The following is a 19,871-nucleotide window of genomic DNA, read 5'->3' on the forward strand; positions in this document are numbered from 1 at the left end:
GGACGATGCGGGAGGGTAGGGGCGGAGGGGGCGAAAACCCCCGCTCACGCCCGCCCACCCACCCGCACAGCCCGCTCTTCGACGTTTCCCGGCCCCCGCACAGTCCCACTGGCTAACCTGCGAACTCGTACATCCGAGGCCAGGCGGGACCAAAACGCGTGGACGACCAGCACTACCCAGAGCCGCGGCGCACCCTCGCCGACGCCGCACGGGTCGCCGCCCGCGCCCTCTTCCACCTGGTGACCGGCGGCCTCGCGCTCATCGCCATCGCCACCGTCGTCTCCGTCCTCGGCCCCACCCTCGCCCTCGACCTCGCGACCCCCGCGATGGCGGCCTGGTGGACGGTCTTCACGGCCGTCGCCGTGCAGGGCATCCCCTTTCTCCTCCTCGGTACCCTCGTCTCGGCGGCGATCGGCGCGTTCGTCCCGGAACGGGTGTTCAGCAAGCTCCTGCCCCGCAATCCGGCGCTCGCCGTACCCGTGGCCGGGGCGGCGGGAGTCGTCCTGCCGGGCTGCGAATGCGCCTCGGTCCCGGTCGCGGGAAGCCTGATGCGACGCGGGGTCGCCCCGGCGGCGGCCCTCGCCTTCCTCCTCTCCGCACCCGCGATCAACCCGGTCGTGCTGGTCGCGACGTCGATCGCCTTTCCCGGCAGGCCGATGATGGTGGCGGCCCGCCTGGCCGCCTCCCTGGCGACGGCCGTGGTGATGGGCTGGCTGTGGGTCCGCTTCGGGCGTGACGAGTGGCTGCGTCCGCCCCCGGCCCGCGCCGCCCGTTCCACCGGCTCCCGCTGGGACGGTTTCCGCGCCGGGCTCCAGCACGACTTCCTGCACGCGGGCGGGTTCCTGGTGCTCGGTGCCGCGGCGGCGGCGACCTTCAACATCGTCGTACCCCGGTCGGTCCTCGATGTCTTCACGGGCTCGCCCTGGCTGTCGGTACCGCTCCTCGCCGTCCTCGCCGTCGTGCTGTGCGTGTGCAGCGAGGCCGACGCGTTCGTGGCCGCGTCCCTGACGGGCTTCTCGCCGACCGCGCGACTGGCGTTCATGGTGGTCGGCCCGATGGTGGACCTGAAGCTGATCGCGCTCCAGGCGGGCACCTTCGGCCGGTCCTTCGCGGCCCGCTTCTCCTCCGTGACATGGGTGGTGGCTCTGGTGAGCAGTTCGCTGGCCGGATGGTGGCTGCTGTGAGGCGGTACGGACCCGCGCTGCTGCTCCTGCTGAGTGCGGCGGCGGTCCTGCGCATCTCCCTCTTCAGCGACCTGTACCTGCGGTACGTGCAGGCGGGGCTGCGGGGCTATCTGGTCGTGTCCGGGGTGGTGCTGGTCGTACTCGGCCTGCTGGCGGCCGTACGCGAGACCACAAGGACGTACGCCCATGAACACGACAACCAGGAGGAACCCGACGACGACGGCCACCACGGCCACCACCACACCCCCCGAATCGCCTGGCTCCTCGCCGTGCCCGCCGCGGCCCTCCTCCTCTTCCCACCCCCGGCCCTCGGCTCGTACAGCGCCGAACGCGAGGCGGCGCAGCGCGCGGCGCAGGGCGTCGGCACCTTCCCGGCCCTTCCCTCCGGGGACCCGGTGGAGCTGACCCTCGGCCAGTTCACCTCCCGGGCGATCTACGACAGCGGCAAATCGCTGACGGGCCGCGGCGTCCGGATGACCGGCTTCGTCAGCCGGGGCGACGACGGCACCTGGTACCTGGCCCGGCTCCTCATCACCTGCTGCGCGGCCGACGCGAGCACGTACAAGATCGAGATCAGGGGCGCGGACGCCCCCGTGAACGACACCTGGGTCACCGTCACCGGCACCTGGCACCCCAAGGGCACACTCGGCTCCGAGAAGGCGTGGCCACCGCTGCTGGACGCCACGTCGGTACGCAAGACGAAGCAGCCGGAGAACCCGTACGAGCGCCGTTAGACAGCCGTGCGTGCGCTTCGGCGGCGAACCGTCGCGCATCTGGACCGAGGCACACCACGACCCCGGCAACCTGCGCAGGCGGCTGCCGCGGGCTGAGGTGGCCGGGGTGAGGTGAGGTCACAGCGGGTGGGTCAGAGTCGGTCCATCCGGGTGTAGGGGCTGAGGACGCGGACCTGGCGGGCGCCGAAGTCGACGAGCATCGCGATGCCCTCTTCGACGCCGACGATCGTGCCCAGGCCGTACTGGTCGTGGGAGACGCGGTCTCCGAGGCTGAACTCCTTGGCCACGGGGACGACCGGGGCAGCGAAGGGGCTGGTGGGCAGGTGGCGCCGGGGCGCGGAGGATTTCGTCATCGTGTAGCCAGTATGAGCCCTATTCCGGCGGGCGGTAGGGCCTGATGGTCTCGATCCGGGATTCAGCCCCTCCGGCGTTTGAGGAGCGGGGTGTGGGGCGCAGCCCCGGGTTCGGGACGGGAAGAGGCGGCGGGGGCGAGTCGATCCTGGACGTCCGCCGTGACGCGCAGGGCCAGGGCGGACGCGCCCTCGGGCAGCTGAGCCGTCCCGGCCGGATGCGCGCCGTGGGCGGGATGCCGGGCGAAAAGGGCGGTCGTGACGGCGAGCCGATCGTCGTACGTCGTCCGCCAGCGGGTCCGCGTTCCCGCACCGCCGGTGAAGGTGGCGAGCGGGCCGGGACCGGTGCGCAGATGCTTGGCGATCAGCATCGCGCCGAACCGGTCCAGCACGGTGCGGGTACGCGGCCGGGCCGCGTAGAGGGTGCGGCCCGCACGGGTGATCTTCTGGACGGTGTAGGGCTCGGCGTACGTTCCCCCGGCCGCCGCGGTGGCGTACGCGGAGGCCAGCCCAAGAGGCGTCGGCGCCGCGCCGCGCACCAGGGAGGCCAGCGGAGCGACCGGCTTCACCGAAGCGAACGGCTCGAGCGCCGTACCCGCCTCCACCGCGCCGGCCAGCGCGTCGTTGAAGGGCTGCCGGGCGTAGTCCGCGCCGCCGTACAGGACGCGGACCGCTCCGTCGCCGGGGACCAGCGCCACGACGGCCGCGTGTAGCTGGACACCCCGCACGGACGGCTGGTCTGCCACCCGTTCCGCCGTCGCGTCTTGCGCCGTCAGGTCGAAGGTGGTGTGGACGGTGTAGCCGCCGCGGGCCAGCTCGTCCTGGGTGATGCCGAGCCGGTCGGCGGCCTCCGACGCCGCCGCGTCGATCAGGTACTGGCGCTGCCCGTCCGTGGCCCCCGGCGGATAGAAGCGGAACGCCGGGAAGCGGGCCGCGCCGCGCCGGCCGGGCGTGATGGCCCCGCTGTCGGCCATCGCGTCCAGCACCCACTGCCACCGGCGCGTCAGCTTCGCGGTCACCCGGGCGTCCGAGCCCGCCTTCTCGTAGTACGAGGGAATGTTGACGACGGCGGCCAGGGCGGCTCCCTGGCTGACCGTAAGGTCCCTCGCGTCCACGCCGAAGTAGTTGCGGGCGGCGGCCTGGATGCCCGCCGCGCCGCGGCCGAAGTAGACGGTGTTGAGGTAGCCCTCCAGGATCTCGTCCTTCGACCGGGTGCGGTCCAGCTTGATCGCGATCAACGCCTCCCGTGCCTTGCGGGACAGCGACTGCTCCGGGCTGAGCAGCGCGTTCTTCACGTACTGCTGCGTGATCGTGGAACCGCCCTGGCGGCCGCCGCCGCTCACCGTCGACCACACCGCCCGGGCGATCGCGCTCGGCGAGACCCCGGTGTCCGTGCGGAAGGAACGGTTCTCCGCGGCGATCACCGCCTCCCGCACATGCCGGGGAACCTGCGAGAGCGGTACCTCCTGACGGTCCACCGGCCCGCGCCGCCCCAGATAGACCCCGCGCCTGTCCACGAAGACCGTGCTCTGCATCGCCGTCTCCGGGTGCGGCTCGGGGATCACCGTCAGCTCGTACGCCAGCACGGCCGCGCCGACCACGGCGAGCAGCAGGACGCACAGCGCGACCAGCGCCCGCCGCATCCGCCGGCCTCGGGTGCGGCGGGCCCGGATCCGGCGATTGCGCAGATGGCTGCCGACCTCGGCCCGGAAGTGCCCGACCCCGGCCCGGAAGTGCCCGACCTCGGCCCGGGAGTGCCCGACCTCGGCCCGGGAGTGCCCGACTCCGGCCCGGGAGTGCCCGACTCCGGCCCGGGAGTGCCCGACTCCGGCCCGGGAGTGCCCGACCTCGGCCCGGAAGTGCCCGACCTCGGCCCGGGAGTGCCCGACCTCGGCCCGGAAGCGCCCGCCCCTGGCCCGGGAGTGCCCGACCCCGGCCCGTACGCGGCCGACGCCCGCCCGGGCGCGTCCCCCGAAGCGTACGGCCGCCTTCGCGGTGGTGGCCCTCACGACCTGAACTCCTGCCGTGCGATCACCCCGCCCGCCGAGTCGTACACCGTGACTCTCCGGGTGACGCCGGGCATGCCGGCGTCAGACGTCAGGGAGGCCGGCACCTTCACCGTCGCGTACCAGACGCCCCAGCCGGGCTTGCCCGCGAGCGTGAGGGCGGTGCCGTTGACGGCGCCCGCGAGGGTGCTGACCTCGACGCGCGCCGGTTCGCCCTTGCCGTTGAAGATGCCGGAGAGGAAGTAGCTGCCCGCCTGGCCCGACTCCTGGAGGCTGACGCCGGGCTTGCTCAGGTCGAGGTTGCCGTCAATGACGCTCCGGAACTGGGGGCCTGGCGCGCCCGGCTCGGTCCAGTGCTTGCCGTCCTCGGTCAGCCAGATCTCGGTGTCCGGCGCCACCTCCACCCGCTCGCCGGGCGCCACCACCCGCACCTTCCCCGCGGCCGGCGACGGACTGGACGTGCCGGCGCTCGAGGCGGGCGGCCGCACCCGGTCGCTCGGTCCGGAGACCGGCGCGGACACGCCCTCGCGGAGCACCAGCACGGTCAGCGGCACCAGCAGCATCCCGCAGGCGGCCCCCAGCACGGCGGTCCTGCGGCGCACCCTGCGACGGCGGCCCTCGCGCTCGATGGCGGCCAGCGGCACCGCGGACGGTGTGACGTCGTAGGCGGCCTCGGTGAACACCGCGCGCAGCCGCTCGGCCTCGGCCGGCGGGCGCGGGGAACGGGACGGGTGGTTCATGGGCGGGCTCCGGGAACGGGGTGTCGGCCGGCGAACAAGGGGTGGGCGCGCAGGGCTTCGAGGCCGCGCCGGGCGTGGGTCTTGACCGTGCCGACCGAGCAGCCCAGCAGCTGGGCGATCTCGGCCTCGCCCAGGTCCTCCCAGTAGCGCAGCACCATCACGGCACGCTGCCGCGCCGACAGCGCGGCCAGCGCCTGGTCCAAAGCCGCCCGCTGCTCGACGGCCTCCGCGTGCCCGGGCTCGCGCTGGTGCACCCGCTCGGGCGGGAACGGCATCAGCAGCTGCGCGACGCGTCTCTTGCGCACCCGGCTCAGGTTGTTGTTGACCAGCGAGCGGCGTACGTAGAAGTCGACGTCGTCGCGCGGGATGCGCGGCCAGCGTGCGTAGACCTTGGCCAGCGTGGTCTGCACGAGGTCCTCGGCCTCGTGGAAGTCGCCGGTGAGCATGTGCGCGGTGCGCACCAGACGGGGCCACGCCGCGGTGGCGTACGCGGCGAAGTCCGCGCTCTCGGCGTGGTCCTGGGAGGCGTCGGTGGGGTTGTGCGGCACGGCCGGCGGTCCCTCGGAGTCGGGTACGTGGGGGATGGGGCGGTGCGGGGGAGCCGAGACCTGAACAACCCGGCTCCCCCGCCCGCGCGTTCACTTCAGCTGGGCGTAGACCTTGCCGTGGGTGTCGTACACGGTGACGGCGCCGAGGTCGTCGAGGCCGCCGTGGTCATCGGTCGTCGGCAGCTCCGCGGTGGCGTACCAGACGCCCCAGCCGGGCTTGCCCGCCAGCTCCAGGAGCTTGCCGTGCACGGCCTGGGCCCTGGTCTCCACGGTGACGCGGGAGGCGGTGCCCTTGCCGCCGTAGTAGAGCCCGGAGAGGAAGTAGTGTCCGTCCGTGCCCTCGGCCTGCATCGAGACGCCGGGCGTGCCCAGGTCGATGTTCCCGTCGACCACGCTGCGGAACTGCGGCTCGGGGTTGTCGGCCGTCGTCCAGTGCTTGCCGTCCTCGGTGAGCCAGATCTCGCCGCCGGGGACCTTCACATGCTCGCCGGGAGCGACGATCCGGGCCGAAGGGGCCTTGTGGGCGGCTGCCCTGGTGATCGCGGTGTGCGCGGCTCTCACGTGGGTGGAGGTGTCGTACGCCGTCTTCCCCTGCGAGACGGCGTACGACACCGTAGGCGCCCCCACCAGCGCGGCGACGGCCACGGCGGCGACGGCCGCGGCCGACTTCCGTATACGTGTCATGAGCGGACAACTCCTCGTGTTGTGCGGACCCTTGGGAGTCCTCGGTCGGTACGGGTCGGAGGGCGCCTCTCCACTCCTTAAACTCCTGGCGGCCGTGGCCCGGATGACACCGGGGCGCAGTTTTCTTCGCGGGCGTCACTTCAGCGCGCTGCCCGCCCGCCACTGCTCCCAGCTCGCGTTCCAGTCGCCGTAGCCATTGCCGACGGCCACCGTGTCCTTGGAGCCGACGACCGTGACGACGTCGCCGGGGATGACCTCGTCGTAGAACCTCTTCGCCGTGCCGTCGGTGGCCAGTCCGACGCAGCCGTGGGTGACGTTCTGGTGCCCGGCGTAGGTGTCGGCCTTCGGGTTCTGGTGGAGGTAGGTGCCGGAGGTGGTGAGGTGGACGGCGTAGGAGTAATAGCCCGCGTACGCGTCGCCGTAGCCGACGGTCCGCGAGTTCATGAAGACCTTGGTGGCCTTGTCGGAGACGACCATCGTGCCGTTCCAGGTGTCCATGCCCGGGGCGCCTGCCGTGATCGGCACGCGGCGCGTCGAACCCGCCTTCGCAACCGTCATGGAGTGTGTACGGACATCGACCGTGGCGACGAGGGAGCGGCCCACCGTGAAATGCCGAGTGATTCCGGCACCGGCCCGAACGGTGACCGCCGTACCGGGCTTCCAGTACGCGCGCGGCCGGAAGTCGACGCGCTGCCCGTCGAGCAGATTGCGGTCCTTGACCCAGCTCCAGGAGCCCTCGACGTCCACCGTGACCTTCAACTGCCGCTCGGCACCCGCCCGTTCGGCGGCCGGTATCACGTGGTCGAAGGTGACGGAGATGGGCATGCCGACGCCCACGGTCTGCCCCTCGGCGATGTTGATCCGTGCGCCCGTCAGGGACTTGAGGGGCTTGGGCGTGCGCTTCGGTGTGGGGCTCGGCGTCGCGGTGGCGTGCGGTGCGCCGTCCGGGGAGGACGTGCCGCTCCCGGCCACCGCCTGCGCCGAGCAGGCTGTGAGCGCGAGCGCGCACACGGCCACCGCGCTCCCGGCGCGAGCGAACCGGCCGTGGCCGCCCCTGAGTCCCGTGGTCATCGTGATCCCCCTGTGGTGTGTTTCGATGTGCGGCGTACGGGACCTGTACGCACGGCACGGACGGCCGGGTTGCACAAGGCCGCGGAAAATCCGGAAACTCCGGCGGGGGGCATGACCGAGGAAGAGTTCGACGCGTTCTACGCGACCGCGTTCCCCCGGCTGACCGGCCAGCTCTACGCCTTCACCGGGGATCACGGCGAGGCGCAGGACGTCGTCCAGGAGGCGTTCGTCCGCGCCTGGGACCGGCGGCGGGAGTTCCTCGCCGACGGGGCACCGGAGGCGTGGATACGGACCGTGGCGATGCGGCTCGCGGTGAGCCGCTGGCGCCGTGCGCGCCGCTGGCTGGAACTCGTACGGCGCACTCCGCCGCCCGAGCACACGCCAGGCCCTGGCCCCGAGCGCACCGCCCTGGTCGCCGCGCTGCGCACGCTGCCCGAGGCGCAGCGCAGGGCCCTGGTCCTGCACCATCTGTGCGACCTGAGTGTCGAGCAGGTAGCCTCCGAAACCGGTGCCCCCGTGGGCACGGTCAAGGCCCGGCTGTCCCGGGGCCGGGCGGCACTGGCACGGGTGCTCGCCGCGGAGTCGGACGACGCGGCGGATTCGGCGGATTCGGCGCGCTCGGTGGGCTCGGCGGATTCGGCGGACGAGGGGAAGAGGGAGGACGATCGTGTCCGATGAACTCACCTCGGAACTGCGCGAGTTGGCCGCCGAAGGCGAGACGCTGCCGGCGCTGCCGGGCGCGGAGATCCGCGGCAGGGCGGTACGCCGCCGACGCCGCCGTCGTACGGCCCTTGCCGTGACCGGCGCCTCCGCCGCGGCGGCGCTCGCCCTGGTCGTCGCGGTGAATCTCGGCGGCGACACGGACCAGCGCCCGTCCCCGGCCGCGAGCCCCACCGGCACGCCGAGCCTCCCGGCGGTGCCCGACGCCACGGTCGACCTGTCGCGGCGGGTGCTCTCGGTCGCGGGCCGTGAACTGCCGCTCTCCTCCGGCTCCGCGTGGACGCCCACGGCGACGGGCCGGATGACGGTCACCGGCAAGGAGGCCGTCAAGCTGATGCCCGGCAGTGAGGTCGGCCTCAAGGGCAAGTACAGCCTCAAGGTCCCCTGGGTGATCGAGTTCAGCGCCTCCGACGGCACGGCGAACTACATCGCCGCCCTCACCTACGACGACAAGGCCCCCGGCAGCTACGACCGCACGAGCGGCTGGATCGGCCTGCGCCAGACCGACGCGAAATGGCTGTACGAGCAACTGCGCCCGGGCTCGGTCATCGAGATCGAGGGCATCGCACCCAGCTCGATTCCGACGGGCAGGGCGACGGCCACTGCGAACACGGGGCCGTCGGGCGGCTAGCGGGCCCGGACACCGGCGCCGAGGTGGGCGTCGAGCGCGGCCCGCACTCTCACCGTCGAAGCCCTCCCGGCACCCCTCGCCCCGCTGGTCAAGGACGAATACGCCACGCTCCTGGGCCTGTTGCGCCGCATCGGCTTCCCCATCGGCGGGGCCTAGGATCGGTGACCATGGAAATAACGGGACTCTTCTTTCTCGCCGCGCTCATGATCGCGAGCTTCGCGGGGCTGGAAAGCAAACTCGGCCGCACCGACCGCCAAATCGCCCGCGTCGAGCTCAAGCTCGACCTGATCCTCGATCACCTCGGCCTCCATCAGGACGACCCCCACTTCCCGGAGGTGACCGCCCTCCTGCGCGAAGGCAAGAAGATCCAGGCGATCAAGGCCTACCGCGAGGCAACAGGCGCCGGCCTCAGGGAGGCCAAGGAGACGGTCGAGCGCATGGGCTGACCCGGCTGCGGTGCCCCTCGGCACCGGCGGTGTGCCGGACGACGTCGCGCAATCGGGACGCCGAGCCGGCCTCGTCGTCCTGGACGCCGGCCAGGATGGCGTCACCCTCAGCCCGCGACACCCGCCCCCAGCAGCCGAACCGCCGATGCGCAGAACGCGTCCCCCGCCGGATGCCCGGTCCCCCGGGCCCGCACCAGATACACGGTCACCAGACTCGCGTCGGACAGCGGCAGATACCGCACCCCCGGATGAGGATGCGTATGCGCGGTGCCCTCGGCGGTCACCCCGACGGCGTCCCCCGTGGCGATCGTGGTGAGCCACTCGTCCACACCCGGCACCTCGACCGTCCGAGGCCGCCGTCCCCGAGGCCACAGCTCCGCCGTGGTGGTCGCCGCCGTGGAGCAGATCACGACCGCCTGGTCGGCGAGCTCGGCGAGCCGCACCGACGCCCGCCGCGCGAGCGGATGGGAGTCGGGCACGGCGGCCAGCCGGGGCTCCCGGTACAGCGGTACGACGAGGAACCCGCTGTCGTCCCCCGGCCGCACCCGGGTGAACGCCACATCGACCTCTCCCCGCCGCAACGCGACCTCGGGATCGTCACAGCGCCGGACCTGCGCGGGCGCGTCCGGCCGCTCGTCGCGCCAGCCGCGCAGCAGCGGCACGGTGTTGCGCCCGAGCGCGGACCAGGCGAACCCCACGCGCAGCGGACGCGGCCCGGCGGCGGCCTCGGTCAGCGCGTCGTCGAGCTGGTTGAGGATGCGGTGCGCCTGCTCCCACAACCGCTGCCCCGCCTCGGTGAGCGCGAGCCGCCGCGTGGTCCGCTCCACCAGCCGCGTACCGAGCCGCTTCTCCAGCTGGTCGAGGGTCCGGGACAACGCGGGCTGGCTGACGCGCAGCACGGTCGCGGCGTCGGTGATCGTCCCCTCGTCACCGATCGCGGCCAGCGCCCGCAGATGCCGCAGCTCCACATTCATAACCGCTGAGCATAAGTCCGCCGCGATCGGTCTTTCCCTCCGGGCGGTGACCCGGCCTAGCGTCGAGGGCATGAAGATTCTCCTGATCGGTGCCACCGGCACCCTCGGCACGGCCGTCCACAAGACCCTCGCCGCCCGCGGCCACGACGTCGTCACCGTCGGCCGCACCGGCGGCGATCTGCGGTACGACATCACCGACCCGGCGCAGATCGCCGAACTGTACGAGAGGGCGGGCCGGCTGGACGCGGTGGTCGGGACCGCGGGCGACGTTCCGTGGAAGCCGGTCACCGAGCTGACCCCGGACGACTACCTCGCCGGCTTCCGCGGCAAGGTGCTCAGCCAGACCGAGCTGGTCCGCCAGGGCATCCCGTACGTCGCCGAGCGGGGCTCGTTCACCCTGATCACCGGCGTCCTGGCCCGCGAGCCCGTCCCCACCGGGGCCGCCGCCGCCCTGGCGAACGGCGCCCTGGAGGCCTTCGTCCGCGCCGCCGCCATCGAGATCGCCCCGCGACGCGTCAACGCGGTCAGCCCCACCGTCTTCACCGAGGCGCTCGCCGACTACGGCGACTTCTTCCCGGGCATGCCGCCGGTCGACCTCGCCACGGTCGCGCAGGCGTACGTCCGCTCCGTGGAGGGCGCGCAGACCGGGCAGGTCTACGAGTTGTAGCGGGCCGGCGGGAGTGTCAGTCCTGCTGGCCGGGCGGCTGCGCGGCGGGCGACTTGCCCGCGAGGACGTCCTTCAGCCGCTGGGCGCCTTGCTGGAGTGCCTGCACCGTGGAGTCGCTTTCGGCGCCGTCCAGGCCGCCGTTGGTGAGGAATGCGGCGCTGTCGCCGACGCGTACGACGCCGATGTCGAGGGTCAGCGTGCTGGGTTCGCCCTCGAGTTGGCCGTTCATGGTCATCTGCAGTCCCGCGCGGGCGTCGCCCTCCGCGGGCGCCGACGCCGAGATGACCTCGACGTTCTGCTTGCCGCCCTTGTTGTCGGTGGCCACGAACTGGTCGCACTTGTCCGGCAGCGTCTTCAGCCACGCCAGCTTCGCGTCCACCGCGGCCTGCCCGTACGCGGCGACCTGGTAGCGCATCTGCCCGTCGTTGTCGCTGTCGTCGAAGCCGGTGACGGCCAGGGCACCCTTCGGGGCACCGAGCAGATCCTCGCCGTACAGACCGTCGAGCAGCTTCTGGCAGTCGACGGCGTTCTGCTTCTCCGTGACGAATCCCGCCACGTCGACCTTGCTCTTGAGCAGCGCGTCCCGCCAGGTCGCCGCGCCCTGCGTCTCGCTCCACTGCGATCCCAGGTCGGTGTCGGTGATCAGCGCGGTCTTGGCCTGGGCCTCGGTGAGCGTGCGGGTGCCGGACGCGCTGGCCGAGGCGGCCTGGGACTCCTTGGCAGCGGGGGAGGCGGGGACGTCCGTACGGCCGAAGCCGCCGCCGTCACCCGAACACGCCGCCGTCGACAGCAGCAGGCCCGCGGTCAGGGTGGAGGCGAGGAGACGGGGCGGACGGTTCATGCGGGGGCCTCCGGACGACGCGGTGTGTCATCCCACGCCACCACCGCGCACCGCGTCCCACCAGCGCACCGGGCCGTCCGGGTGAGCCCGGGCCCGCCCGGCTGGGCGGCCTGCCGCATCGGCACCGTGGCGCGCGACGACTGGTTCCCGACCCGCGCGGCACCTGAATATCTGTTTCGGCGGGTGCAGAATTTGGTTCGCGGCGCCGCCAGATTTATCTATTCCCGATGACGGGGTGAGATAGTGCGCCCCCTTCGAAGCTCGTACCGTGCTAGGGTCGATTTCAGTTGCAGTTGTGGTTCCCAAAGTTTTTCCGGTGCGTTTTCCGGACGGGGCAATCATTTCTGGCGACGCGGGTCCACACAGTGTGGGCCTTCGAGCTTTGCCCCGAAGGAGATTTGACATGGCTACTGGCACCGTGAAGTGGTTCAACGCGGAAAAGGGCTTCGGCTTCATCGAGCAGGACGGCGGCGGCGCCGACGTCTTCGCTCACTACTCGAACATCGCCACCTCTGGCTTCCGTGAGCTCCAGGAAGGCCAGAAGGTGACCTTCGACGTCACGCAGGGCCAGAAGGGCCCGCAGGCGGAGAACATCGTCCCCGCCTAGTCCGGGACACCCGGTGGCCGGGGTCTGCACCTTGAGGTGCGGGCCCCGGCCATCTGCTTTTCCCGCGGGGCTACTGCGCGAAGACGTCGGTGCCCGCCCGGGCTTCTACCGGACTCCGGTCGCGCGCCCCGCCCAATTGAATTTCCGACAAACTTTTTGTCGTGCCCACTTTTCGGTGCCGCGAAACTCGGCGGATCCCACCGATGGCGTATGACGGTCAGACCGCCAGCACCGCGCGGACCGTCTTGCCGCCGAAGCCCGTGCTGACGACCTCCAGGGTGTGGGCGAGCTGCTGGACCATCGCGAGGCCGCGACCGCTCTCCGAGTCGGTGTCCAGCGGGCCGACGCGGGGCCGCCCTGGGCTGTCGTCGTGGACCTCGACCGTCAGGTGTCCGTGTCCCAGTTGCAGGCGCAGCCGACAGCCGGTGCGGCCGTGCCGTATGGCGTTGGCGACGAGTTCGGAGGCGATCAGCGTGGCGTCGTCCACCTGGTCGGCGGTCGGCGACGCCATCGGCGGCCGCGGTCGGGTGAGGAACGCCGACGTCAGCCTGCGGGCCCTGCCCGCCGAGACGGCCGTACGCGGCAGTGTGTACTCCACGCGGGCGGTCGGCCGGACGGCGCGCTGGTGCGCACGCATGACACACACCTCTCTTCCCCCTCCAGGACAACGAACACCCGGCGGCTCCATCCCCGCCGGCCGGGTCCCGCGCGAAACGGTGCGCGGCCGGTCCTGCTTCCGGGTGATGCCCGCCCCTGAAGATCCGCAACCAGCGCCGTACGTCACAAAGCCGCCACGGCCGTACGCAGAGGGGGGAATGGGGCTGTACCGCGCAGAGGGAGACGGTTCAACCAACTGCCGGTGCGCGGCCCCGCGTGTCTGAAAGGGTGTGCTGCATGCCGACCCTTCACAGAATTCTGCTCGGTCTGCTTCCCCGGCTGGGGGTGCGGGTGCTGGATCTCGGTGCAGGCGCCGCGGTGGTCTACCGGCGCGGCGAACGGACCCGCGTTCCCGTGGGGCGCGGCGCCGATCTGGTGCTGCGCGGTTCGGCCGCGGGCTGGACGAACGTGCCGCTCGGTGACAGCGGGGCCCGCCTCGTGCTCGACGAGAAGGCGACGGCGGCCGACGAACGCAGATTCCAGCTGGCCGCCGCGTCCTATCTGTGCGGCCAGCACGTCACCGCCCTGCTGGACCGCTACGAGGTGAACTGCGTCTTCGACGTGGGCGCCAACTCCGGCCAGTACGGGCGGCAGTTGCGCCGCCTCGGCTACCGAGGCCGGATCGTCTCCTTCGAGCCCACGGCGGAAGCGTTCGCGAAGCTCCAGAAGGCCGCTGAGGAGGATCCCGACTGGTGGGTGTACCAGGTCGGGCTGGGCGGCGAGGACGCCACGCGCTCCATCCACGTGGGCTGGAACACCATGAACTCCCTTCTGGCGCCCAGCGATTACGGCAAGGACCGCTACAAGCGGTTCGCGAAGACCCGTACCGAGGACATCGAGATCCGCCGCCTCGACGGCATGATGGACAAGGCGCTCGCCGGGATCGGCGAACCCCGCCCCTATCTGAAGATGGACACCCAGGGATACGACCTGGAGGTGTTCGCGGGCGCCGGGGAGCGTGCCGGTGAGTTCGTGGGGATGCAGTCGGAGGTCGCGACGCTCCGGCTGTACGAGGGAAGCCCCCGGATGGGCGAGGCGATCGCCGTGTACGAGGGCAGCGGATTCGAGATCACCGGTATGTACCCGGTGTCGCGGGAGGCGGCCACCGGACGGGTGGTGGAGTTCGACTGCGTGATGGTGCGCGCGGACGCCGTTCCCGAGTAGCTGTCGGACCGGATGCGCGCACAGCCGTCAGGCCGGATACGCGTGTGTCTGCGTCGCCTTCACCGTCGCCCAGACCGGAGCGCCCGGGTGCAGATCGAGTTCCGCCGCGGCGACCGTCGTCAGATCGGCGGCGAGCGGGAGTTCGCCGGTGAGATCCGCGCGGATCTGGTCGCCGTGGGTCTCCAGGCCGCCGACGTGGCACTGCCACAGGTTGCGGGCGCTGGAGCCGGTGGGCCGGTCGCGGTGGAGGGTGACGGCACCCGGCGGGAAGGCCACGAAGACCGGTCCGGTGAGATCCTCGGTCGTGGTGATCGCCGGGCCCGCGTCGAGACGTACGGTGTGGCCCTCGGCCCGCCCCCGGTAGAGGTTGAGGCCGACCAGCTGGGCGATGTAGTCGGTGCGCGGATGACGGGCGATGTCCGAGGGCGTGCCCTCCTGGACGGCCCGGCCGTGCTCGATGACGACGAGCCGGTCGGCCAGCACCATCGCGTCCAGCGGATCGTGCGTCACGAGGACGGCGACGGCCTCGAAGTCCGTCAGATGGCGCCGGAGTTGGGCGCGCACCTCGAGCCGGGTCCGGGCGTCGAGCGCGGCGAGCGGTTCGTCCAGCAGCAGCAGCCGGGGATGGATGGCCAGCGCGCGGGCGAGGGCGACGCGCTGTGACTGCCCGCCGGACAGGCGGCGCGGCTTGGCGCCGGCGTGATCGGCCAGCCCCATGCGGTCCAGCCACGCGGCGGCCTGCGCCCGTGCCGTGGCCTTCGGCACGCCCTGGCAGCGCGGCCCGAAGGCCACGTTGTCGAGCGCGGACAGATGCGGGAAGAGCAGGTAGTCCTGGAAGACCACGCCGACCGGACGGGACTCGGGCGGCATACGGTCCAGCGCGGCGCCGTCCAGCCGCAGGTGACCGCCGTCGGACAGCGGGGTCAGTCCGGCGAGCGCGCGCAGCGCCGTGGTCTTGCCGGCGCCGTTCGGCCCGAGGAGCGCGACGACGTCGCCCGGGGCGGCGGTGAGGGCCACGTCGAGGTGGAAGGCGCCGCGGTGGACGAGGAGACGGGCGTCGAGGCCGGTTTCGGACGCTTCGGTGACGTGGCTCATGACGTCGTCATCCAGCGGTCCCGCAGGCCCGCGAGCACCGCGATCGACACGGCGAGGAGCACCAGGCTCAGCGCGATCGCGGCGGCCGGGTCGTTCTGCAGGGCCAGGTACACCGCCAGCGGCATGGTCTGGGTACGGCCGGGGAAGTTGCCCGCGAAGGTGATCGTCGCGCCGAACTCGCCGAGCGCGCGGGCCCAGGCCAGTACGGAACCGGCCGCGACGCCGGGCGCGATCAGCGGGAGCGTGACCCGGCGGAACGCGGTGAAGCGGGAGGCGCCGAGCGTCGTCGCGGCCTCCTCGTAACGTGGGTCCGCCGCCCGCAGCGTGCCCTCCACGCTGATCACCAGGAACGGCATCGCCACGAACGCCTCTGCGACCACCACCCCCGCCGTGGTGAACGGCAGAGTGATCCCGAAGGCCGAGTCCAGCCACTGCCCGACGATGCCGTTGCGGCCGAGGGCCAGCAGCAGTGCCACACCGCCCACCACCGGGGGCAGCACGAGCGGCAGCGTCACCAGGGCGCGGACGAATCCGCGCCCCGGGAAGTCCGTACGCGCGAGGAGCCAGGCGAGCGGCACGCCCAGCACCAGGCTCACCGCCGTGGCCAGTGTGGCGGAGACCAGGGACAGCTGGAGGGCCCCCCAGACCTCCGTGCTGGTCAGCTGGTCCGGCAGGCTGCGCCAGGGCGCCCGCACGAGCAGCGCGATCAGCGGGAGGAGAAGAAAGGCGAGCCCGACGAGGGCGGGCAGCAGCAGGGGAAGCGGCGCCCGCGCCCCGCCCCGTGACCGCGCCCGGACGCGTCGGCGCCGCGGCCCACCCGTCAGGGTGTCGGCCGGGGCGCCGGACGTGTCGAGCGCGGCCACGGGTTCGGTCACGGCTTCAGGAATCCGGCCGCCGTCAGCACCTTCTGGCCCCCGGCGGACTTCACCAGCTCGATGAACGCCTTCGCCGCCTCGGCGTTGGGCGCGTCCTTGAGCAGAGCGATCGGGTAGTCGTTGATGGCCTTGGCCGACTCGGGGAACTCCACGCCCGCCACCTCGTCACCCGCCGCCTTCACATCGGTCTTGTAGACGACGGCGGCGTCGGCCTCCTTCAGCCGCACCTTGGTCAGGGCGCTCTTGACGTCCTGCTCGTAGGAGACCGGGGTGAGCTTGAGGCCGCTGGCGTCCAGCGCCTTCTGGGCGGCGGCGCCGCACGGCACCGTCTTGTCGCACAGGACGACCTTGAGGCCGGACTTGGTGAGGTCCTTCAGGGAGGCGACCTTGTCGGGGTTGCCGGGCAGGGTCGCGATCTCCAGCTGGTTGCGCACGAAGGTGACGGGGGTGGCCGCCGCGTCCTTCTTGTCCGTCACGATGGCCATCGTCTTCGGGCTGGCCGCGGCGAAGACGTCCGCCGGGGCGCCGCCCGTGATGCTCGCGGCGAGCGTGTCACTGCCACCGAAGCTGAAGACGACCTTCGTCCCCGGGTGGGCCTTCTCGAACTGCTTGCCCAGGGCGTTGAAGCTCTCCTTGAGCGAGGCGGCGGCGAAGACGGTCACCGTGCCGGAGAGCTTCTTCGACTTCGCGGAGGAGTCCGACGTGCCCGAGGAACCGGAGCCCGAGTCGGACGAGGAGCAGGCGCTCAGGGCCAGCAGCGCGGCGGCACCCGCACCGGCCACCTGAAATGTCCGACGGGTCCGACGGGTCCGGCGCTCGGAACGGGTCATCACGGGCTACTCCCTCTGGCAGATGTGCGTGCGCCGCCCATCATGCCGCAGATGCCACCACGGGGTCTCTTGTCGCATCGCATGAGCCAACGAGTGAGGGGTTAGAGGTGCGCATGTGCGTTTGTACGGGGCGCTCATGCACGTGTGTACGGGTCGCTCACGTGCGGTCGATGTGCACGTTGGTGGACTTCACCCGCGCCGTGGCCTCCATGCCGACCTCCAGGCCCAGTTCCTCGACGGCCTCCCGGGTCAGCAGGGAGACCAGCCGGTGAGGGCCGGCCTGGATCTCCACCTGGGCCGCGACATCGCCGAGCTTGACTGCGGTGACGATGCCCGGGAAGGCGTTGCGGACGGAGGTGTACGAGACGTCCTCCTCCCCGCCGGTCTTCGCGAGCTCGACCGAGAACGCGGCCAGATCGCGCCCGTCGACGAGCCGCCGCCCGCTCTCGTCCCGGTGCGTGGCCACCCGCCCGGCATCCGCCCACCGTCGCGCGGTGTCGGAGCTGACCCCGAGGAGCCGGGCGGCCTGGCCGATTGTGTAGGACTGCATGGCCGTGACGATAACGGGGATCAGCCCGTCCGGCGTCTGAGCACGAGCGCGAAGCGCGATACGGGGGGTCTGGCGGCGGAGGCCCCCGAGTACGGGGCGGAGTATCTCTCGGCGCCGGACGCCCAGTGGGACAGCCACCGCCCGGTATTCGACACGGCGAAGGCGGGCTTGCGCACATCGGACTGACGCCCCGCGCCGTTCGGCCCGCGCGGGTACGCAACCTCACGGGGCGCCGGCCCCTCTTACCAGGCGTACGAGTCCAGTCGTACGGAGCCGGGTGCTCGGAGAGGCGTGTCTGGTGGCCCGTCAGTTGTCCCGTCGGAAGTTCATCGTCTACTCGCTGGCGGCTTCCACGCTGACCGTCGCGGCACCGCTCGGCTGTGACGGGTCGTCCGCGGAAGGCGTCGAGCCCACCGCCGCGCAGACCGGCGTACCGTCCGATGTCCTGGCGACCGGCACCGACGAGGAGATGCTGGTCCTGGAGGTCACCGCGGCCAACAGGATCGTCGTACGGCTGCCGCGCGTCGAGGTCGGCCAGGGCATCACCACCGCGGTCGCCATGATGATCGCCGAGGAGCTGGACGCCCGGCTCGCCGACGTCGACATTCCGCTCGCCGAGGCCCGGACCAAGGGGAACCAGTACACCGGCGGCTCGAACTCGGTCAGCTCGCTGTACGGTCCGGCCCGCGCGCTGGCCGCCACCGCGCGCGCCAAGCTGGTCACCGCGGCCTCCCGGCGCTGGCATCTCCCGCCGCGCCTGCTGCGCACCCGGGACACCATGGTGATCGCCCCCGACGGCCGCAGCGCCAGCTTCGGATCACTGACCGAGGCCGCCGCCCGGATCCACCGGCCCGCCGTGTCGACCGAGCCCAAACCGGCGTCCCGGCACCGGGTGATCGGGCGGCCGACGACCCGGATCGACGCACGGGACATCGTCACCGGCAAGGCGCGGTACGCCGGTGACCTGTCGGTGGCCGGGGCGAAGCCGACCGTGGTGGCCAGGCCCCCGACGCTCGGCGGGAAGATCGTCTCGGTGGACGACCGGGCCGCGCGCGCGATGGCGGGCGTCCACGCGGTGGTCAGGATCCCTGGCGGTGTCGCCGTCGTGGCGGACTCCTTCCACCACGCCTTCAAGGCCAGGGACGCCCTGCGGATCACCTGGGCCCCGGGCCCGCTCGCCGCCCTGTCGGACGCGGCCATCAGGGCCCGGCTGCGCGCCGCCGTCCCACCGCTCGGGACCCCGCTGCTCGGCACCCGGCAGGTGACGGGCGAGTTCGAGTTCGCCTTCGTCAGCCACGCCCCGATGGAGGTGCTGACCGCGGTGGCGGACGTACGGGCCGAGCGCGCGGAGATCTGGTTCGCCTCCCAGACGCCGATGGACGCGCGCGACAGCATCGCCTCCGCGATCGGGCTGCCGGCGTCGAAGGTCCGGGTGCACGTCATGCGGGGCGGCGGCTCCTTCGGACGGCGGCTCAATTACGACGCGGCCATCGAGGCGGCCCTGATCTCGAAGGCCGCTCACCGCCCGGTGAAGCTGATGTGGAGCCGGAACGACGACATCCGGCACGGCAGGATGCGCCCCGCCAGCCACCACCGGATCCGGGCCAGCCACGCGGGCGGCAGGGTGGTGGCCTTCACGCACATGATGGCGTCCGTGAGCGAGTCGTACGAGAAGTCGGGGGCCGTCGTTCAGGACGGCGAGGCGGGGGCCGCCGTTCAGGGCGGCGAGTCGGGGGCCGCCGTTCATGGCGGCATCAAAACCGCCGCCGTCGCCGCCGGTCCGCTGCCCAGCGACAGCGGCCTGTACAACTTCGGCCGCGTCTCGGGCGATTCGGGCTCGGTCGAACTCGCGATGCCGCTGGGCGCCTGGCGTTCGGTGGACTCCGGGACGATGCGGACCGCGGAGGAGATCGTCGTGGACGAGATCGCCGCGAGCCTGGGCGAGGACGCGGTCGCGTTCCGGCGTACGACGCTGAGGAGCAAGGCGGTCAGGGCCGTACTCGACAAGGTGGCGACCGCCGGGCACTGGGGCCGCGACATGCCGGCGGGGCAGGCCCAAGGGGTGGCCGTGCACGAGGAGTACGGCTCCTGCGTGGCCTGTCTGGTCGAGATCGACGTCACCGATCCGAAGGAGCCGCGGGTCACCAGGGTGGTGATGGCGGCCGACGTCGGAACGGCCGTCAACCCGCGCGGACTCGAAGCCCAGCTCATGGGCACCGCGATCGACGGTATCTCCACCGTGCTGCGGGCCGGCCTGCACATCGACCGGGGCGCCGTCCGCGAGGGCAGCTTCGCGGACTTCCACTACGCCCGCCAACGGCACGCCCCACTGCGCTTCGAGGCGCACATCATGCCCTCCGCCGCCGACCCCTCAGGCGCGGGCGAGCTCGGCGTACCGGCCGCGGCGGGCGCCGTCGCCAATGCCTACGCCCGCGCGACGGGCACCCGGCCCCGGCGCTTCCCGATCAATTTCTGACCTCCCCGACTTCTGAGACGG

Annotated in this window: 22 protein-coding genes; 9 read left to right on the plus strand and 13 right to left on the minus strand. The window is 72.3% G+C overall.

The genetic code is table 11. The features are described from left to right. Nucleotides 1-158 precede the first annotated feature (158 nt). A complete protein-coding gene (locus AB0D27_RS07555) occupies nucleotides 159-1,184 on the plus strand; it encodes a permease (RefSeq protein ID WP_362503460.1) in 1,026 nt (341 codons plus the stop codon). Next, nucleotides 1,181-1,918, plus strand: coding sequence for a TIGR03943 family protein (locus tag AB0D27_RS07560; protein WP_362503463.1), 738 nt, complete (start codon nucleotides 1,181-1,183; stop codon nucleotides 1,916-1,918). The genes AB0D27_RS07555 and AB0D27_RS07560 overlap by 4 nt, the downstream gene beginning before the upstream one ends. Nucleotides 1,919-2,049: 131 nt before the next feature. On the opposite strand, the gene AB0D27_RS07565 is transcribed toward AB0D27_RS07560, so the two are convergent. The 6 genes from AB0D27_RS07565 to AB0D27_RS07590 form a co-directional block, all read right to left on the minus strand. Beyond that, nucleotides 2,050-2,271: a hypothetical protein gene (locus tag AB0D27_RS07565; protein ID WP_362022257.1), complete on the minus strand. Its 222-nt coding sequence runs from the start codon at nucleotides 2,269-2,271 to the stop codon at nucleotides 2,050-2,052. A gap of 62 nt (nucleotides 2,272-2,333) precedes the next feature. Continuing rightward, nucleotides 2,334-4,277, minus strand: a complete 1,944-nt coding sequence (locus tag AB0D27_RS07570) for a transglycosylase domain-containing protein (protein WP_362503465.1) — start codon at nucleotides 4,275-4,277, stop codon at nucleotides 2,334-2,336. After that, nucleotides 4,274-5,014 (minus strand): hypothetical protein, encoded by a 741-nt coding sequence (locus AB0D27_RS07575; protein ID WP_362503467.1) that lies wholly within the window; start codon nucleotides 5,012-5,014, stop codon nucleotides 4,274-4,276. Before AB0D27_RS07575 ends, AB0D27_RS07570 begins: the two co-directional genes overlap by 4 nt. After that, on the minus strand, nucleotides 5,011-5,562 hold the full coding sequence (locus tag AB0D27_RS07580; RefSeq protein ID WP_362503469.1) for a SigE family RNA polymerase sigma factor: 552 nt from the start codon (nucleotides 5,560-5,562) through the stop codon (nucleotides 5,011-5,013). The genes AB0D27_RS07575 and AB0D27_RS07580 overlap by 4 nt, the downstream gene beginning before the upstream one ends. A 90-nt stretch (nucleotides 5,563-5,652) precedes the next feature. Continuing rightward, nucleotides 5,653-6,246 (minus strand): hypothetical protein, encoded by a 594-nt coding sequence (locus tag AB0D27_RS07585; RefSeq protein WP_362503471.1) that lies wholly within the window; start codon nucleotides 6,244-6,246, stop codon nucleotides 5,653-5,655. Nucleotides 6,247-6,381: 135 nt separating this feature from the next. Continuing rightward, on the minus strand, nucleotides 6,382-7,317 hold the full coding sequence (locus AB0D27_RS07590; protein WP_362503474.1) for a L,D-transpeptidase: 936 nt from the start codon (nucleotides 7,315-7,317) through the stop codon (nucleotides 6,382-6,384). Between the two features lie 111 nt (nucleotides 7,318-7,428). On the opposite strand from AB0D27_RS07590, the gene AB0D27_RS07595 reads away from it, so the two are divergent. The 3 genes from AB0D27_RS07595 to AB0D27_RS07605 all read left to right on the plus strand — a co-directional run bounded on the left by AB0D27_RS07595 (nucleotide 7,429) and on the right by AB0D27_RS07605 (nucleotide 9,114). After that, complete coding sequence (locus tag AB0D27_RS07595; protein WP_362503477.1) at nucleotides 7,429-7,995, plus strand: SigE family RNA polymerase sigma factor; 567 nt, start codon at nucleotides 7,429-7,431, stop codon at nucleotides 7,993-7,995. Continuing rightward, entirely contained in the window at nucleotides 7,985-8,668 is a 684-nt protein-coding gene (locus AB0D27_RS07600; RefSeq protein ID WP_362503480.1) for a L,D-transpeptidase, read from the plus strand. The genes AB0D27_RS07595 and AB0D27_RS07600 overlap by 11 nt, the downstream gene beginning before the upstream one ends. Before the next feature lie 167 nt (nucleotides 8,669-8,835). Beyond that, on the plus strand, nucleotides 8,836-9,114 hold the full coding sequence (locus AB0D27_RS07605; protein WP_362503483.1) for a ribosomal protein L7/L12: 279 nt from the start codon (nucleotides 8,836-8,838) through the stop codon (nucleotides 9,112-9,114). 107 nt (nucleotides 9,115-9,221) lie between these two features. Here AB0D27_RS07605 and AB0D27_RS07610 read toward each other — a convergent pair whose 3' ends face one another. After that, complete coding sequence (locus AB0D27_RS07610; protein ID WP_362503486.1) at nucleotides 9,222-10,088, minus strand: LysR family transcriptional regulator; 867 nt, start codon at nucleotides 10,086-10,088, stop codon at nucleotides 9,222-9,224. 70 nt (nucleotides 10,089-10,158) lie between these two features. Between AB0D27_RS07610 and AB0D27_RS07615 the strand changes: the two genes are divergently transcribed. Beyond that, on the plus strand, nucleotides 10,159-10,755 hold the full coding sequence (locus tag AB0D27_RS07615) for a short chain dehydrogenase (protein ID WP_362503489.1): 597 nt from the start codon (nucleotides 10,159-10,161) through the stop codon (nucleotides 10,753-10,755). Between the two features lie 16 nt (nucleotides 10,756-10,771). Here AB0D27_RS07615 and AB0D27_RS07620 read toward each other — a convergent pair whose 3' ends face one another. Then, nucleotides 10,772-11,596 (minus strand): hypothetical protein, encoded by an 825-nt coding sequence (locus AB0D27_RS07620; protein ID WP_362503492.1) that lies wholly within the window; start codon nucleotides 11,594-11,596, stop codon nucleotides 10,772-10,774. 403 nt (nucleotides 11,597-11,999) lie between these two features. Here AB0D27_RS07620 and AB0D27_RS07625 point away from each other — a divergent pair, with 403 nt between their 5' ends. Continuing rightward, the gene (locus AB0D27_RS07625) at nucleotides 12,000-12,203 is read left to right on the plus strand and encodes a cold-shock protein (RefSeq protein ID WP_020871138.1); all 204 of its coding nucleotides are present in this window, start codon (nucleotides 12,000-12,002) and stop codon (nucleotides 12,201-12,203) included. A gap of 217 nt (nucleotides 12,204-12,420) precedes the next feature. On the opposite strand, the gene AB0D27_RS07630 is transcribed toward AB0D27_RS07625, so the two are convergent. Next, nucleotides 12,421-12,840: an ATP-binding protein gene (locus AB0D27_RS07630; protein ID WP_362503494.1), complete on the minus strand. Its 420-nt coding sequence runs from the start codon at nucleotides 12,838-12,840 to the stop codon at nucleotides 12,421-12,423. A 257-nt stretch (nucleotides 12,841-13,097) separates the two neighbouring features. On the opposite strand from AB0D27_RS07630, the gene AB0D27_RS07635 reads away from it, so the two are divergent. Further along, the gene (locus tag AB0D27_RS07635) at nucleotides 13,098-14,024 is read left to right on the plus strand and encodes an FkbM family methyltransferase (protein ID WP_362503497.1); all 927 of its coding nucleotides are present in this window, start codon (nucleotides 13,098-13,100) and stop codon (nucleotides 14,022-14,024) included. 27 nt (nucleotides 14,025-14,051) lie between these two features. Here the strand turns inward: AB0D27_RS07635 and AB0D27_RS07640 are convergent, their stop codons facing one another. The 4 genes from AB0D27_RS07640 to AB0D27_RS07655 all read right to left on the minus strand — a co-directional run bounded on the left by AB0D27_RS07640 (nucleotide 14,052) and on the right by AB0D27_RS07655 (nucleotide 17,374). Next, a complete protein-coding gene (locus tag AB0D27_RS07640) occupies nucleotides 14,052-15,119 on the minus strand; it encodes an ABC transporter ATP-binding protein (RefSeq protein ID WP_362503500.1) in 1,068 nt (355 codons plus the stop codon). Further along, the gene (gene modB / locus AB0D27_RS07645) at nucleotides 15,116-15,982 is read right to left on the minus strand and encodes a molybdate ABC transporter permease subunit (RefSeq protein ID WP_362503879.1); all 867 of its coding nucleotides are present in this window, start codon (nucleotides 15,980-15,982) and stop codon (nucleotides 15,116-15,118) included. The genes AB0D27_RS07640 and modB overlap by 4 nt, the downstream gene beginning before the upstream one ends. 8 nt (nucleotides 15,983-15,990) lie before the next feature. Further along, nucleotides 15,991-16,824, minus strand: coding sequence for a molybdate ABC transporter substrate-binding protein (gene modA, locus AB0D27_RS07650; RefSeq protein ID WP_362503503.1), 834 nt, complete (start codon nucleotides 16,822-16,824; stop codon nucleotides 15,991-15,993). A gap of 157 nt (nucleotides 16,825-16,981) precedes the next feature. Continuing rightward, a complete protein-coding gene (locus tag AB0D27_RS07655) occupies nucleotides 16,982-17,374 on the minus strand; it encodes a helix-turn-helix transcriptional regulator (protein WP_362503506.1) in 393 nt (130 codons plus the stop codon). 328 nt (nucleotides 17,375-17,702) lie between these two features. Between AB0D27_RS07655 and AB0D27_RS07660 the strand changes: the two genes are divergently transcribed. Continuing rightward, complete coding sequence (locus tag AB0D27_RS07660; protein WP_362503882.1) at nucleotides 17,703-19,850, plus strand: molybdopterin cofactor-binding domain-containing protein; 2,148 nt, start codon at nucleotides 17,703-17,705, stop codon at nucleotides 19,848-19,850. Nucleotides 19,851-19,871 lie beyond the last annotated feature (21 nt).

Origin of the sequence: Streptomyces sp. NPDC048415, assembly GCF_040651675.1 — a bacterium.
In the GTDB taxonomy this organism is placed as follows: domain Bacteria; phylum Actinomycetota; class Actinomycetes; order Streptomycetales; family Streptomycetaceae; genus Streptomyces.